The 14673-nt window shown below is 49.6% G+C and carries 13 protein-coding genes; 3 read left to right on the top strand and 10 right to left on the bottom strand.

What is annotated here, in order from left to right; genetic code table 11:
- Window positions 1-56 precede the first annotated feature (56 nt).
- The 4 genes from GS398_RS02525 to GS398_RS02510 are packed head-to-tail and all read right to left on the bottom strand — an operon-like array spanning window position 57 to window position 3672.
- Window positions 57-989 carry a tyrosine-type recombinase/integrase gene (locus GS398_RS02525; RefSeq protein WP_160905156.1) on the bottom strand — a complete coding sequence of 311 codons (933 nt, stop codon included), beginning with the start codon at window positions 987-989 and terminating at the stop codon, window positions 57-59.
- Complete coding sequence (locus GS398_RS02520; RefSeq protein ID WP_160905155.1) at window positions 976-1881, bottom strand: tyrosine-type recombinase/integrase; 906 nt, start codon at window positions 1879-1881, stop codon at window positions 976-978. Before GS398_RS02520 ends, GS398_RS02525 begins: the two co-directional genes overlap by 14 nt.
- Entirely contained in the window at window positions 1862-3490 is a 1629-nt protein-coding gene (locus GS398_RS02515; RefSeq protein ID WP_202405932.1) for an MTBMA_p00010-related P-loop-containing protein, read from the bottom strand. The genes GS398_RS02520 and GS398_RS02515 overlap by 20 nt, the downstream gene beginning before the upstream one ends.
- Entirely contained in the window at window positions 3472-3672 is a 201-nt protein-coding gene (locus GS398_RS02510) for a SymE family type I addiction module toxin (protein WP_160905154.1), read from the bottom strand. The genes GS398_RS02515 and GS398_RS02510 overlap by 19 nt, the downstream gene beginning before the upstream one ends.
- A 171-nt stretch (window positions 3673-3843) precedes the next feature.
- Between GS398_RS02510 and GS398_RS02505 the strand changes: the two genes are divergently transcribed.
- Entirely contained in the window at window positions 3844-4200 is a 357-nt protein-coding gene (locus tag GS398_RS02505; protein WP_202405931.1) for a helix-turn-helix domain-containing protein, read from the top strand.
- Between the two features lie 303 nt (window positions 4201-4503).
- Here the strand turns inward: GS398_RS02505 and GS398_RS22795 are convergent, their stop codons facing one another.
- The 6 genes from GS398_RS22795 to GS398_RS02475 all read right to left on the bottom strand — a co-directional run bounded on the left by GS398_RS22795 (window position 4504) and on the right by GS398_RS02475 (window position 12505).
- Window positions 4504-7188, bottom strand: a complete 2685-nt coding sequence (locus GS398_RS22795; RefSeq protein WP_160905153.1) for an RHS repeat domain-containing protein — start codon at window positions 7186-7188, stop codon at window positions 4504-4506.
- Between the two features lie 89 nt (window positions 7189-7277).
- On the bottom strand, window positions 7278-8117 hold the full coding sequence (locus GS398_RS02495) for a DUF6443 domain-containing protein (protein ID WP_160905152.1): 840 nt from the start codon (window positions 8115-8117) through the stop codon (window positions 7278-7280).
- A gap of 10 nt (window positions 8118-8127) precedes the next feature.
- A complete protein-coding gene (locus tag GS398_RS02490) occupies window positions 8128-8970 on the bottom strand; it encodes a hypothetical protein (protein WP_160905151.1) in 843 nt (280 codons plus the stop codon).
- 1281 nt (window positions 8971-10251) lie between these two features.
- Window positions 10252-10980 carry a ribonuclease III gene (gene rnc, locus GS398_RS02485; RefSeq protein WP_160905150.1) on the bottom strand — a complete coding sequence of 243 codons (729 nt, stop codon included), beginning with the start codon at window positions 10978-10980 and terminating at the stop codon, window positions 10252-10254.
- 13 nt (window positions 10981-10993) lie between these two features.
- Entirely contained in the window at window positions 10994-12247 is a 1254-nt protein-coding gene (fabF, locus tag GS398_RS02480) for a beta-ketoacyl-ACP synthase II (RefSeq protein WP_160905149.1), read from the bottom strand.
- A gap of 21 nt (window positions 12248-12268) precedes the next feature.
- Window positions 12269-12505, bottom strand: coding sequence for an acyl carrier protein (locus tag GS398_RS02475; RefSeq protein WP_008508386.1), 237 nt, complete (start codon window positions 12503-12505; stop codon window positions 12269-12271).
- A 123-nt stretch (window positions 12506-12628) separates the two neighbouring features.
- Here GS398_RS02475 and GS398_RS02470 point away from each other — a divergent pair, with 123 nt between their 5' ends.
- Together GS398_RS02470 and pyk are read left to right on the top strand one after the other, a co-directional pair.
- Complete coding sequence (locus GS398_RS02470; RefSeq protein ID WP_369410211.1) at window positions 12629-13072, top strand: IPExxxVDY family protein; 444 nt, start codon at window positions 12629-12631, stop codon at window positions 13070-13072.
- A gap of 76 nt (window positions 13073-13148) precedes the next feature.
- Window positions 13149-14579, top strand: a complete 1431-nt coding sequence (gene pyk / locus GS398_RS02465; RefSeq protein WP_160905148.1) for a pyruvate kinase — start codon at window positions 13149-13151, stop codon at window positions 14577-14579.
- The last annotated feature ends 94 nt before the right edge of the window (window positions 14580-14673 follow it).

The raw sequence follows: 14673 nt of genomic DNA, 5'->3' as shown, positions 1-14673 counted from the left end.
GTTTTAAGTTCAGTTCCCGATTGGAGGTCGCAATTTGCGTCCTCCAATTTATGTTTTTATCCACCCTTTTTATTCATCGGGTGGAACTTATTCAGTGCTTCTTTCAGGTCTTCCAGGTTCGTGGTTTTGTACCGCTCCGTCGAGCTCACATACCGGTGACCGGCCATGTACTGCACTACTCGAAGGTTCTTTTCTTTCAGCCAATTCGTGATCACGCTTTGCCTGATCTGATCAGGGTCGCGATACTTCGGCTCGATCTTTTTCAATGCCCGGCCAAGATGATACAAGCCGTTCTTTATGTTCTCACTGCCGTTCATGCTGATGAACAGTTGCCGGATCGCGTCCGCTTCTTTCATCGCTTCAGGCTTCCTGCCCGGACGTTCTTTCGAGCGGTCAGCCAGTATTTTCGGACGTATGGCCAACACGTATTCCTGTAAGTCCAGCACCTGGTGCGATTCCAGCCGGAGCATCCGGGCGTTCAGCGTACCGGTAGCCGGGATCAGTATTTTGCCTTCCCGCAGTTTCAGGTGTTCGGCCCGCAGATCGTGCAATCCTTCCGAGGTGATTCCCTGGTACACCATCAGGCCAAGCATGACTTTATTCCGGTGCGTCCGCTCGTCGTTTACCCCGTAGCTTTCGTACAGCTTTTCCAGTTCCGCTTTCTCCAGCAGGCCGTGCGGCACGCTCCGTACCGTTCCTTTCAGCCGAAGACCCGAAGCAGGATTATGTGCCGCTTTTCCCTGCCCGATCAGCCAGGCGAAGTAATACCGGACGGCGATGAGCATCTTGTTCACCTGGTTTATGCTCCTGCCTTCTTTGCGCAGCTGGTCCGCGTAATCAAGCGTCTCGCTGTGTCCGACCTGTTCCACTACCAGGCTTTGCCCGTCCATCCAATCGGTAAAGCAGGCGGCATAGCGCCGGTACTGGTTCACCGTATGCGGGCTGAACCGCTGAGCGGACAGGTAATCTTCAAAGCTAAGCGGTGACATGCGTATAGATCTGTGTGGATTCCAGTGATTCATGCCCCAAAAAGTCCTTTACCTGTTCCAGCTCCATGCCTGATTCGATCAGGTGCGTAGCGATCGAGTGCCGGAGCGTATGCGGCCCGAAGGATTTTGTGATCGCCGTTTTCGCTTTGAGTTGTTGCAGTCTTCCGAAGATGTTCGTAAACCGGTTGCCCAGGATCCCCACCAGGAAGGCTTCCTGTTTCTTCCCGTTGACCAGATACGGACGGCCATAGTTCAGGTAGTATTCAATATCGGTCTTGTTCGCCCCGGAAAGCGGTACGAACCGCGCTTTATAGCCCTTGCCCTTTCTTACCAGTACCAGGTCTTTTTCCAGCAGGATATCGGCCGTGTTCAAACTGATCGCCTCGTTCTTGCGCAAGCCGCACCCGTAACAGATCCCCAGTATCGCCCGGTCGCGCAGGCCCAGCAGGTCGTCACCCGTCGCCCCGTACAACTGGCCGATTTCTTCCGGGCTAAGGATGCTTTTGATATTCGAGGTCTTGCCTTCAATTTCGATCTGTTCCCCGAAGCTCTCCTGTCCGCTCTCGGTGAGGTAACGGGCGAACTTGCGGATCACCTGCAGGTGCTTGCGGATGTAGTTCAGGCTCAAACCGCCTTCCCGTTTGCGGCTCGGGCGCACGGCCAGGTGATCAAGATAAGCACGGATTTTTTCCTCCTGTATTTCGGTAATAGTATGACAACCGCCGGCTTCCATAAAGAGCAGGAACTCGTGCAGGATTTTAGGCATATCCCGCTGGCTGGTATGATCGAAGTTCAGTACGCGGAGCCAGGTGGCGAAGCCTTCTTTCAGCCGCACGTACAGCGGGGTTTTCAGCTCCGGCAAAGCGGTAGCCTTATGTTTTTGATTTTCCACGGGTGACTGATTTCTTAGGATTGATTTTTAGCGAGTTATGTAACCCATCGCTGCCCTGGGCCACTGCCGGGTTACGGGCTACCGCCCGGATCTGTGACAGGATGTCTTCCACCAGCCTGCGGGTGCCTGCAGTCAGCAGTTCCAGATCGTCCCAGGCGGCTACCTTATACACGAAGCCTTTGTAGCGGTTGCCGCTGATGGCAAGGATCTGGCCCATCCGTTCCAGTTCCGCGAGGTAACGTTGTAAACTGCTCGGTGTGATCCGGAAGGCCGAGCGTACGCCCTTGCTGTAAAAGCATTCCGTACCCTGCTCTTTTAACCAGGCTTTTAACTGTTCGAAGAAGTTCCGGCAGGCTCCGGTCAGCTCGTCGCTCTTTTTTAGTAAGGTATCTTCCAGCAGTATAAAAGCGGCCTCGATATCTTCTATGGTGCTTTCGATGTACTGTTCGCCGGTGGCTTCATCCATTTTCAGCTCCCGCTGGTACTGGTGATAGAAGGTGACCGTTTCGGTGAACAGCAGCAGTAACAGCATGGTGCGCCGTGGTTTGAACACCGATTCAGGCAGTTGTAAGTACGTGGCCAGCGGGTTCCTTACAGTAATGGGTTTCAGCATCCGCTGTACGTTTTTGAGCTGCTCCCGTACGCTTCGCTCGATGCTTTGATCGATCAGTCCCGCAGATAACTTCCGCTGGTAGTCCATGATCCGTTTATCCTGTTCGGGGCTGGCATCCATATACAGCAGGATACAGCGGTTGGCATTGTCTTCGTACAGTTGTTCCCTGGTCGTACAACCCGACACGCAAACCGGCCCTTCCACGTTGAGGGTGACCGTTTTCAGGGTGCCTTTACCGTCTTTGAGCGTCACTGTCTTACTGATCCTGCGTTTGCTTTGCAGTTCTCTAAGCGGGTACAGCACGCTTTCGGCCCCGTCCAGGTCTTCGATCAGCAGGAGCTTATGTTTCAGCTCCTGCTGGCCGAAGTAGTAGAAGGCGTTGCCCGAAAGCGCGGTGATCTCCAGCTTATCTTCTTCCGGCATCAGCTCCGATACCTTTTCCTGTAACCAGGTCTTGCCCATCCCGCTTGCGCTGAGAATGACCAGGTGCAGGGGCGCAGGGCGTTTTCTTGACGTATAGACCAGGTAGGCTATCAGTCCGTTCGTTTCCTCGCCGATCAGCCCGCTGGCCGCAATGGCCTGTCTGGTACGGCCGAGCAGATCGGGGGCTTTCAGCCAGGCAAGAGCCGTTTTGCGCTCCGTTTCCGTCAGCTCTTTTTGCTCCGCCTGCCGGGGTTTCATCGCCTCTAAACGCTCCGAGCGGTAAGCCTCTAAAGCGGTGGTCAGGTTGCTGATCACCGTGCGGATCTCGTAAGCGTTTATGTTCAGCGCCTCCGATACTTTTTCTGCCAGTTGCTCCGTTTGAATATGATTATACAGGTCCAGGTGGTGCCGGAAAGCCGGGCCGTTAGGCTGACCAGTCGGGGTGAGTTTCAGGGTGACCTTCAACCGGTCCAGCCCGGTGAGCTTCACCCCACCAGGGATGGCCATTTGCAATTTCCCTTCCGTGTACAACAGCAGGTCGGGGTTTGAGGTGATCAGCTTCGGGCTTTCCATACGGTGCGGGTGAGCGTTAGTTTGCCTTCTTCCACGCTGATGTCCACGTAATCGCCCGGTTTGAAGTCCGCCTGTTCCAGCCAAAGGCCGCTGAGGGTCACCCAGGGACGGCGCTGGTAATGGGCGGCGCATTTGCTGTAGACGCGGATTTTTCGGGTGGTAAGTTTAAGTGCTTTGTTCATAGTGCCTCCTCTCTGATCGATGTATAAAAAAAGTTTTGATACATTATTGTATTGCAATAATACCAATATGTATGATTATATCAAACACTATGGTATCATTACTTATCCACAATGTTTTAACAGGAGGTTACTAACAGGTATTTTTGATCTATACAGGTAGCAGAACGATACATGGCGGCAATAAACATAGGGGAACGGATCAAGGAATTACGCACGGCAAAGAAGCTGACGCAGGCCGAACTGGCCGCAAAGGTGGGGTTAACGTACATCCAGGTGGGACGTTACGAGACGCAGAAGTCGGCGCCTTCCTCGGACGTATTGCAGAAGCTCGCCCAGGCGCTGGACACCACCACGGATTTCCTGATGATGGGAAGCCACGACGAAGCCGTGGCCGCACAATTGACCGACAAGGAACTGTTACGGCTGTTCAAGCTCGTCGAGCAATTAAGCCCCGAAGACAAGCACCTGGTTAAGACGTTTATTGATGCTTTCCTGACCAAAAGGCAGATACAGGAACTGGCTAAATAACACAGAAAGCTGATATCTACTATAATACAATGATTATGTGGAAATACATTAAAGTTATTCTTGCCCTGGGCGGAATTTGCCTGGGAGCGTACTTAATGGCACTAGCGTTTACCACCCGACTGGGTAGTCCGAGCATGAACAATATAATTATAATATTGGGACTTGTTATGGCGGGTGGTTGCGTAATATATTTGATCAGTAAAGCTATTAGCAAAGCAACTCGATAAAACTACTTGTGCTCAAGTCTGCCTTAAGGAAGCTGACAGGCTTGAGCACAAAAGCATATTTTATCGTATTCCTCGGCTACTTTTTATTGCCATACATATCCTGGAACGGTTTTGCAACAGCATCAGCGGCACTTTTGATATCATGATAGATACTGGCAGCCCCTATTCCGTTAGCCACAACAAGTGCTCTTATTCTGGACATAAGAGAAGCGTCAAGTGAGAAAGCAACACCTATCTCTCGGTTAACCAGGCTGACATTTGGACCCTGAGCCCTAGAATCATTGAAAACAGGCCCTGCTCCTTTGAGGCCTAAGCGATCAAAATCTTTGTCGTGAATATAAGCCGGGATGTCTTCCGGATACTTTGGAGCATAAGAATAATCATCTTTCCCGTTATATTTTGTGGGATTCCAAGGACCCGCATAAGTTAATCCTAAGATGTTCTGGCCAATTGTTCTTGGGTCGAGCGCATCAGGCGTTAAGCCTCGTTGGACTTCATGCCATAAATTGTCCATTGCTTTCTGCTCAACATTGATTCTGGTGAATCCGCCTACCCCCTTGTAACTTGTGGCTGAAACAGTCGATAATAATTTAGATCCATCGCTTAGTTTACCTAAACCGCCTTCCATCTCACCGGCTATGAAGTTTGAGATCTGAGATATATTAGCGTCTTTTTTCAGCACATACTTCTCGGCATCCAACATAGACATCAATCGTTCAATGTCTTCTTTCTTGTCGGTTTTATATCCACCTGCAGTAGTTTCCCATAAGCCGAAAGGATCAATATAATTAACAGGATTATTAAAGCAGTACCTGTAGGGAGTTAAGCTATAGGCCATTTCGGCTAGCATATCAGGAGAGTTCCACCTCCCCACCACCGGATCATAGAATCTTGCCCCATAATCATACTGCCCGTCCAGTTCCTCCTGCAACTCCTTGCCGTTATAAAGATACTTATTCGTACCTCCCGCCGCAACTTTCCGCATCCCGAAGGGAAAGTAGTTATCCATCTGCGTACTTTCTGCAAGTCCCGTGGATGGATTTTTGTAAAAACTTAGCCTGACATTCCCTAGGTGATCGCTCAGGTTATAGTAATAGTTGTAATTACCGCCGCTGTTCAATGCCCGGCCTTCCTCGGTCTGCACAAATTCTATCGTGCTGCCGGTATATTGGATGCCGTCGATATAATCAGTGGCGGTGCCGTTGCTCACTTTGCGGATCCTGGTGCCTGTTCCGTCGTAGATATAAGTAAGGCCGCCTGCGCTGTTCACCGTCTCGGGTAAGTTAAGGGCATTATAGGTAAGGGTATGCCCCGTGCGGGCGTCGGTGGTGGCGTTGCCGTTGCCATCGTAGCTGTAATTATAAGCACCGGGTCTTGCGCCTGCCGGGCCGGAACTGTTATCGGTAAGCGTACCCAGCCGATTGCTGGTCCCCGAGTTTTGGTAAGCATAGCTGAGGTCATCGATCAATGTCGCCCCATCGTACCGGGAGAGGGTGGAGATATTGCCGTTCTTATCATAAGTGAGCGCTTCGCTCATTGCGATACCGGTCGAAGCGCCGGAAGTGAGGCGGTTCAGCCTGTCGTAACTGTAAGTGAAGGTATTGCCCAAGCTCCCGGGCGTTTCCCAAAGCTGGTTTGCGATGTTGCCGTTATATTGCGGGGTGGTCCCCGTATTGTATTTCAGTTCCAGGGCGAACAGCGGAGCGCTGCTGCTCCTGAGCCAGCCTCTTTCATTGTAACTATAAGCTACGTCCTGGAGGAAAGTGCTGCCGCCATTTTCGCTGTGAAGTTTTTTGGTTATTACCTGGCCAATCTCGTTATATATCATCCGGGAAAGGATCACGTCGCTACCGCCGCCGGTTGACTGAAAGGATGCCAGTTTTCGGCCGGCGTGATCATAATCCGTGTAGTTATCGGTGGTAAGAGCGAGAGCAGGCACACCGCCGCTGTTCATATAATGCTTGCGCCCAGTTTCCAGGGGAATGCCTGTAAAATCATAAGTGGTTGTCAGTTCGTCATAGTTGTTCACATGCTGAACTCCGCCTTTATAATGCTGCTTATAGGTTTTTACTACGCGGCCTTCATTATCGTAGTAAAACACCGTCCAAAGGAAGGTGCCGTAAGTTCCCAGCACGGCTGTTTTGGTGGCCGTAAGCAGGCCTTTGGTATTGGCGCTGTAATTACCCGCTACCGACCCGTACGGCATGCCCGGAATATTGTAATCGTCGTAATAGTTGATCACGTAAGGGTCGAAGTCGCCGGTAAGGGTAGGAACGGCGTTATTGGAATACCCTTGGTAGCCGCCGCTGCCTACGCGTTCTTCCCAACATGCGGCGGCATTGTCGAGATAATATTGCACCGTGGCCCGGTCGAGGCCTTGGCTGCGTTCCTGACCAGTGATGATCACCCTGCCAAAGGCATCATATTTACTAAACATATGATACTGACCGGGAGTAAAACCAGCAATTGTCTGCGTACGCTGAACCGAATCCTGTGAAAATACCAATTGGTCCAGCTTGTTATAGTTCATGTATTCCCATCCTTTGCCGGGTATCTGTTTTTCAATCAGCCTGGCGCGGGTGTCGTAACGGTACTGGTAGCAAAGGTTATCAAGGACGGTTTGAGAGATCGAGCCGCCGTCTGGTTCGGCTTTTGGAGGAAGAACGAAACTCAGGTTGCCCAGGTCGTCGTAAACGTAATAAGTAGAAAGCACCTCGATGGCTGCCGTGGCCGGCAAATAATTGAAGGTTCGTTTGAGCACAACATGTCCTTCTTTATCGGTATATTCTTCGCTAACGCCTTTCTTGCCATCACCGCTGGTCCAGTTTTCATCTTTGGTAATAGTAAGCCTCAGCTCACCTGCCGCATAATAGCCTGAATTAACGTTTCAAGAACCAGTCGCCGTTTGTAAAGTTGACCGGTTGTGGGCACGGTGTCGGCGCGCCACTGCCTTACCGAGTAGCCGGTGGTGCTATAGTTGTGATCCATATTGTTAGCCCCGTACTCCACCCGTTGAATATGGCCTGCGGCTAACTGCCAATCCGCCCCCTGTGCTCCCTGCTGCATTGGCCGGGCAAGCGGGGAGGCCTCCGGCAATGTTTCGGCAAACGGCGCAGCAGTGGTAGTATAGCCTCCTCCGCTGGCCTGGAAAAAAGCATATTGCTCGCTTCCTGAGTATCCGCCCGTACCGCTGAGCGCCCCCGCGCGATAGGAACCTGCCGGACCTGAGGAGGAAGTATAGGACTGATATTTTTTTAGTTCACGTCCGTAAGGATCGTATTCAACAGGTTGTATTACATCTTTTCCTTGCGGGCTGGCCTTTGTTTGTACGGTTTGAAGGGGGCGTCCCAAACCGTCGAGATACTGGACGGTTTGTATTAACCCGCAGCCCGTAAGGCCACCCAGCTGGGCTTGCGAGGTGATGCCCGGCACCTTTATCAGGTAACTGATGACGTAATTCTGGTTGGCGGAAGGAGCCGCATTCAGCAAGGTGCAATTGGTGAACGTGGGGACGATCTTTGCCCTGAAATCCTTGCCTGCCGTATTAAAGCCCGGCAGCAGGTGAATACTTTCAGAGGCCCTGATCTGCGATTGTCCGGCATAGGTGTCGGTCGAAACATGCTGCTGGGCAACTGCCAGCCCTGGGCACAACCAAAAGCAAACGATGAAATAGAAAATATAATATTTCATGACAGCGCTGTTAGTCTTTATAGTGATAGCCGTAACTTTTTACAATATTTCCATCCTGGTCTTTAATATTAGCCAACCGGCAGAAGATATCGTACTCAAAGTAAGTTTTCAGTCCCTTTACATCAGTGTGACTTGTATGGCTCAGCAGGGTATGCCAGGTAAAGCTTTCTATCTGCGCTCCCGTAAGACCGGTACGCAGGGGGCCGATAAACGCTTCGACAGCCGCATCGCCCGGATTTTTATTATTTCTGAACGTTTCAATGGCTGCGGGACCGCCCAACGCCGTGCTCACTGCCGCATAGCCGGCATTTATTATCTTCGCCACCAGGTAATCGCCGCCATAGCCCCAGACGTAACATGCCGAAACGCCATTTTCCTGCCTGATCGATACAATGGCGCCGTGGCCGTCATAGTTACTGTACCGGATACGCAATTCCTCGCTGTTGTATCCCTGCCGGGTATATATTTCCTTTGGCGCATATAGTCCACCCGAGCCAGGGAGCCCAATGCATGCTTCGCCAAAACCGCCATTGTAACCAAGTTGTATCTTTCCAGCCCCGGCACGGATAAAATCAACGCGGGAGCCAGAATCATGAAATACCAATGTTGAATAATCCTGCGCGTTAAGCAGCAAAGTTGAACCGGTGCTTACCCAGGTAGAGTCATTTGGTGAATAGCTTAAAGAGGTATTGCCCAGACTCATCGAACCGCTTGCCGGCATGATCCCGCTATTTCCGGAACTGATAGCGCCACCTGGACGGGTATTTCCTGCTACGTCCAATTTAAAGGACGGAAGAGTTTTTCCGATACCTACATCCCCATTAGCCACGATCACCATTTTTTCATTTTTCATCCATAAAAAACCGGATCGGAATATTTAACCTGCCATGTAAAATAAGGCGTCAGCGAAGTATTTCGTCTATCTTGACTGAACCCTTTTGATAAAGGAGTGCGAATGACGAAGCTACCGGCTGATAATTTGATTGAAATATAGAGGTAATATTTAACGCATCAAATAATGTTAGCAACTAAATAGCGTTTTTCTTATTGGTGTGGAAAATACTTGTCGTGCTTGCTGCCTGCGGGAGGGTCGATCCCCCCCCACCGACTTTTAAAGCCGCTATATTTTATGGCGGTTTTTTTATTTTAGACAAATATACTGACCCCGTCTAATCGTCGAGCCAGGTGGCATTTGTGAGGCGCATCAGCTGCGGGCGTGACCTATGGGTCGCGTCTTTCTGGGCTTCGTTTAAACCCGTCAAACTACTCACGCGTTCAGGGTAACTGTTTGATTAAAGGTCAATTTTTTTGGAAGAATAATCTGTATTGAGCCGGAGAAATTTCTAAAAAACGCTCTGTGTGATTTGAAGATAATCTTTATATTTCTACATTTAAATCATTGGTTGTCGTGTGGTGGTTTTCAATCCTACAGTTACTTTTGACGCTTGTCAGGTAACGTTATGTTTTTAAGACAAAGTGATAGTTGATCGCGTTCTTAATTCCCTAATACTTAAATACAAATCAATTAAAATGAAAAGACCAACAAGCAAGAATGACACAATTTCTTCACTGAAGAATTGGTATTCTGCCTACACGCACAACAAAAGCCAAAGCGTCGCCATTTTTAAACAACCGGACAATGGTGAAACGATGTCATCCGAGCAATCTGAAAAGGTGAAGAACCTCTCAATAGAACTCAATTGAGCGCAGGCGATTGAATATAAAAGCGGTGACAGCACAATTACCGAGGTGCCGGTGAAAAGCGCAAAAACCTTAGCCGTTGCCTTTCAGGATGAAGATAAAGATATTGATAAGAATAACCCCGCATCGTCTGTAAAGCTTGTGTTTATACAGAACGGTGATTACTAATAAGTCAAAAACCTGGCAATTGCCATAGCTATGAGTTTGCTGCACCGTTTAACAAGACTTGTTCATTTAATTGCATTGCTTCCATTCGCAGCGTCTTGCCAGCAACCTGAAGGTCACCAGAAGGCAGCTCTTGACGTGCCAAAGGCGTGCATGGTGATAAAACACCTGGAGGATTTTGATAAAGAGGGAAAAGTTTTTGTAATCAGCGACACCGTCGAATTAGTGTATAATTCGGATACTGGTTTCCCAGGTGTTTGGCGTGTAATCAGATCCCGAGCCCGGCACAGGCTTTTTCGGCCGCGAGTTTCTCCGCGTTTTTCTTGCTATAGTCGCAGCCGGTACCAAGCTGCTCGCCGTCTACCAGCGCACGAATGGTGAATAGCTTGCTGCTTTCGCCATCTGCATTACTTACCAGCTCAAAAACGATATCTTTTCCCTGGCGCTGGCACCACTCGATGAGCTTGCTCTTGAAGTTGGTTTCGGTTTGTTCGAGCGTTGCGATATCGACGTGTGGCTTAATAATGAACTTGATGAGAAAATTCCGGGCGAAATTGTAGCCTTTGTCGAGGTAAATGGCGCCTATCAATGCCTCGAAAGCGTCGCCCGTCATCGAGCCTTGTTTAATAGGGAAGTTCACGATGCGGTTATCGTATTCGATCAATTTATCGAACCCGAGCTTTTTAGCCAGCGCATTCAGGTTGGCCCTGTTTACGATCTTGGAACGCATTTCGGTAAGAAATCCCTCATCCCGGTAGGGGTAGGTTTTAAAAAGTACCTCGGCAACTACCGAACCAAGGACGGCATCGCCCAGGAACTCTAAACGTTCATTACTGTTTTTCGAGCCGTTTTTTATGGGGATGGCCACAGAGCGATGCCTGAACGCCATTTTATACAGCGCAATATTCCCCGGCACGAACCCCAGCATATTCCTCAGGGTTTTTACGTAGTTACGTTGTGGTGAAAGGTGAAGTTTATAGATCTTAAGAAAAGGCATCAGTTCACATCAATCAATCTTTATACTTACTGAATATCACAGATGCGTTGTGGCCGCCAAACCCGAAGGTATTACTTTGGGCTGCACGTACCAGGCGTTTCTGTGCCTTATTGAAGGTAAAGTTCAGTTTCGGATCAAATGCAGGATCGTCGTTAAAGTGATTAATGGTAGGTGGGATGATGTCGTTCTTAACAGCCAGGATCGAAGCGATAGACTCGATAGCCCCGGCAGCACCCAGCAAGTGACCGGTCATCGACTTGGTAGAGCTGATGTTCAGGTTATAGGCATGCTCACCAAAAAGCTGCAGGATGGCGGTTGCTTCGCTGATATCGCCCAGTGGGGTAGACGTGCCGTGCACGTTGATATAATCGATGTCTGCGGTGGTGAGCTGTGCGTCTTTAAGTGCATTGGTCATTACCAGGCGCGCGCCCAGGCCTTCGGGATGGGGGGCCGTAATGTGGTTCGCATCGGCGCTCATGCCGCCGCCAACCAGCTCGGCATAGATCTTGGCGCCCCTGGCTTTGGCGTGCTCAAGCTCCTCGAGGATAATGGTGCCGGCACCTTCGCCGGCGACAAAACCATCGCGGTCTTTATCAAACGGGCGCGACGCCGTCGCCGGGTCGTCGTTGCGTGTCGATAACGCATGCATGGCATTAAATCCACCCATGCCTGCCTCATTGATAATGGCTTCTGAACCGCCGGAGATCAGCATATCTGCCATACCCAAACGGATATAGTTAAATGAGTCGATCAGGGCATTGGTGGAGGAAGCACACGCCGAAACGGTAGAGAAGTTGGGTCCCCTTAACCCGTACTTGATAGAGATATGGCCGGGGGCGATATCCAGGATCATTTTAGGGATAAAAAAAGGGTTATAACGCGGTGTGCCATCGCCTTTGGCAAAATTGGTCACCTCGTCAAGGAAGGTTTTTAACCCGCCGATGCCTGATCCCCAGATCACCCCGATGCGGTTCGTGTCCAGCTGGTCGAAATCGAGACCGGCGTCTTTTACCGCTTCATCTGTCGCGGCAAGAGCATAATGAACAAAGGGATCCAGTTTCCGGGCTTCTTTGCGGTCCATAAAGTCCTCGGGGTCGAAGTTCTTTATCTCGCACGCAAACTTGGTTTTAAAAAGCGTCGAATCGAATTTAGTGATCGGAGCAGCGCCGCTTACTCCATTGATTAAGCTGTTCCAGTATGCTGAAACAGTATTCCCAATCGGAGTAAGCGCACCTAATCCCGTTACAACAACTCTTCTGAGCTCCATTTATTTAATGTGGCCGGACGGTTATTTTACGTTTTTTTCCAGGTAAGCGATCGCCTGACCTACGGTTCCGATAGTTTCCGCCTGGTCATCAGGAATGGCGACGTTGAATTCTTTTTCGAATTCCATAATGAGCTCAACGGTGTCCAAAGAGTCAGCACCCAGGTCGTTGGTAAAGGAAGCCTCTGGTGTTACTTCACTCTCGTCAACACCTAATTTTTCAACGATAATTGCTTTTACTCTTGAAGCGATATCAGACATGGTCTTATGATTTAATGGTTAAAATTCTGTGCAAAGAAAAATAAATTCCTGTAAATATCAAACCTTTTTGTTTTTGCGGCATTACAGCTAAAAAGTGCGGCTAAAGCGTTATAGTTTGTAATTTTGAGTTATAAAATCGACCCGATCTTGAATAAGCTGATCCTACGGTACGAACCGGACCTTGATTTCGTATTAATTGCGATAACTGCTCCGTTAAAAGATTACAGGCTATGTTTTAAGGTGAACAAGCAATTGCGGATTCAGTTTGCGCGTATCGACGAATTATCACTGCAACAGGCCAATATTTCCGAAGTTTCCTGGTTTACAAGGTACAACTATTTTGTGGCAGAAACAGAAACGGATTATTATCTTATCGCTAATAAAGGTACGGAGGGCTTCCTGGTCCCGGAAATGAAAACAGCAGATTTTTTTATTTTAATCAGGAGCTATATCGACGTTGAGGAGCTCTCAGCCCTGATTTCGGCCCTGAATAAAATTCCCGAAGTGCTTGTTGCCGCAGAAGTTGATCCCAAGAGATTGAAATCTAAAGAAAATCTGATATTTTAGCGGCATATTAACATGGTGTACATTTTACACTATTATTTTAGCGCCTAAACCAGTTGTAAAACTTAACAAGGATATCATGAGACAAGTTCACAAACGAACGAAAATAGTTGCGACGATGGGCCCCGCGTCCTCAAAGAAGGAAGTGCTATTAAGTATGATCAAGGCGGGTGTCGACGTCTGCCGCATCAACTTTTCCCATGGCCGGCTTAGCGATCACCTGGTGGTGATCAACACCATCCGCGAGCTGAACCAAAAATATAAAACCAACGTGGGGATCCTCGCCGACCTCCAGGGCCCCAAGATCCGTATCGGGATGGTAAAAGACGGCGGCATTCACCTGGTAAACGGCAACACGATCGATATTACCACCGTAGAGCAGATCGGCGACGACGAAAAGATTTACATTACCTATCCAAGCTTCCCGAAAGATGTACGGGTAGGCGAAGTGATCCTGCTCGACGATGGAAAACTCCAGATGCGCGTGCTGGGCACCAATAATAAAGATACCGTTAACTGCGAGATCATACACGGCGGCATTCTCACTTCCCGCAAAGGGGTGAACCTGCCCAACACCAAGGTCTCTATCCCCAGCTTAACCGAGGATGACCTTGCCAACCTTGAGTTTGCGCTGGCAAATGACGTTGAGTGGATCGGTCTTTCATTTGTGCGTACGGCCGAAGATATAGTAGACCTGAAACGCATTATCTCGCGCAGCGGAAAGTCCGCCCGCGTAATCGCCAAGGTCGAGAAACCGGAAGCGATCGATAATATCGACGCGATTATCGAGGTTACGGATGGGGTGATGGTGGCACGTGGCGACCTGGGGGTAGAAATGCCGATGGAACAGGTGCCTGTACTTCAGAAAATGATCGCGCGTAAATGCCGCGAAGCTTCCAAGCCGGTAATCGTAGCTACCCAGATGCTCGAAAGTATGATCACCACGCCAAGACCTACACGCGCCGAGGTGAACGATGTGGCCAACTCGGTGCTCGACGGCGCCGATGCGGTGATGCTGAGCGGCGAAACTTCCGTTGGCGAATTTCCGCTGATCGTAATCGAAACCATGGCGAAGATCATTAAGAACGTAGAGGATACCGCCTACCCTTACCATACCCCGAAAAAACTGAATATGAAGTCGTCTACGTATAACGCAGACGCGGTTTGCGGCTCGGCAGTTTACCTGTCTGAAAAAACAGATGCGATCGGGATCATTTCCATGACGTCTTCGGGCTATACCGCTTTCGAAATATCCAGTCACCGCCCCAAAGCCGGTACTTTTATTTTTACCAGTAACCGGGTACTGCTTAACTCCCTGAGCCTCTTATGGGGCGTTCGCGGATTTTATTACGATAAGTTTGTAAGTACCGACGAATCTATCAGCGACGTAAATGCCATCCTCAAGGCCGAAAACCTGATCGAAGATGGCGAAGTGGTGATCAATACCGCCGCCATGCCGATCGAGAAGAAGGGAAAAACGAATATGATCCGTGTAACCGTTGTAGAGTAGCAGGAGGCAATCAGTTGTCAGTTATCAGTGATCCCTCCTTTATACGCCTGCGGAACTGATCACTGAAAACTGATCACTGACAACTGACAACTGA

Source organism: Hufsiella ginkgonis, assembly GCF_009834915.1.
Lineage (GTDB): Bacteria > Bacteroidota > Bacteroidia > Sphingobacteriales > Sphingobacteriaceae > Hufsiella > Hufsiella ginkgonis.
The sequence above is the reverse complement of the archived record's forward strand: the minus strand, read 5'-3'. Positions and strand labels throughout refer to the sequence as shown.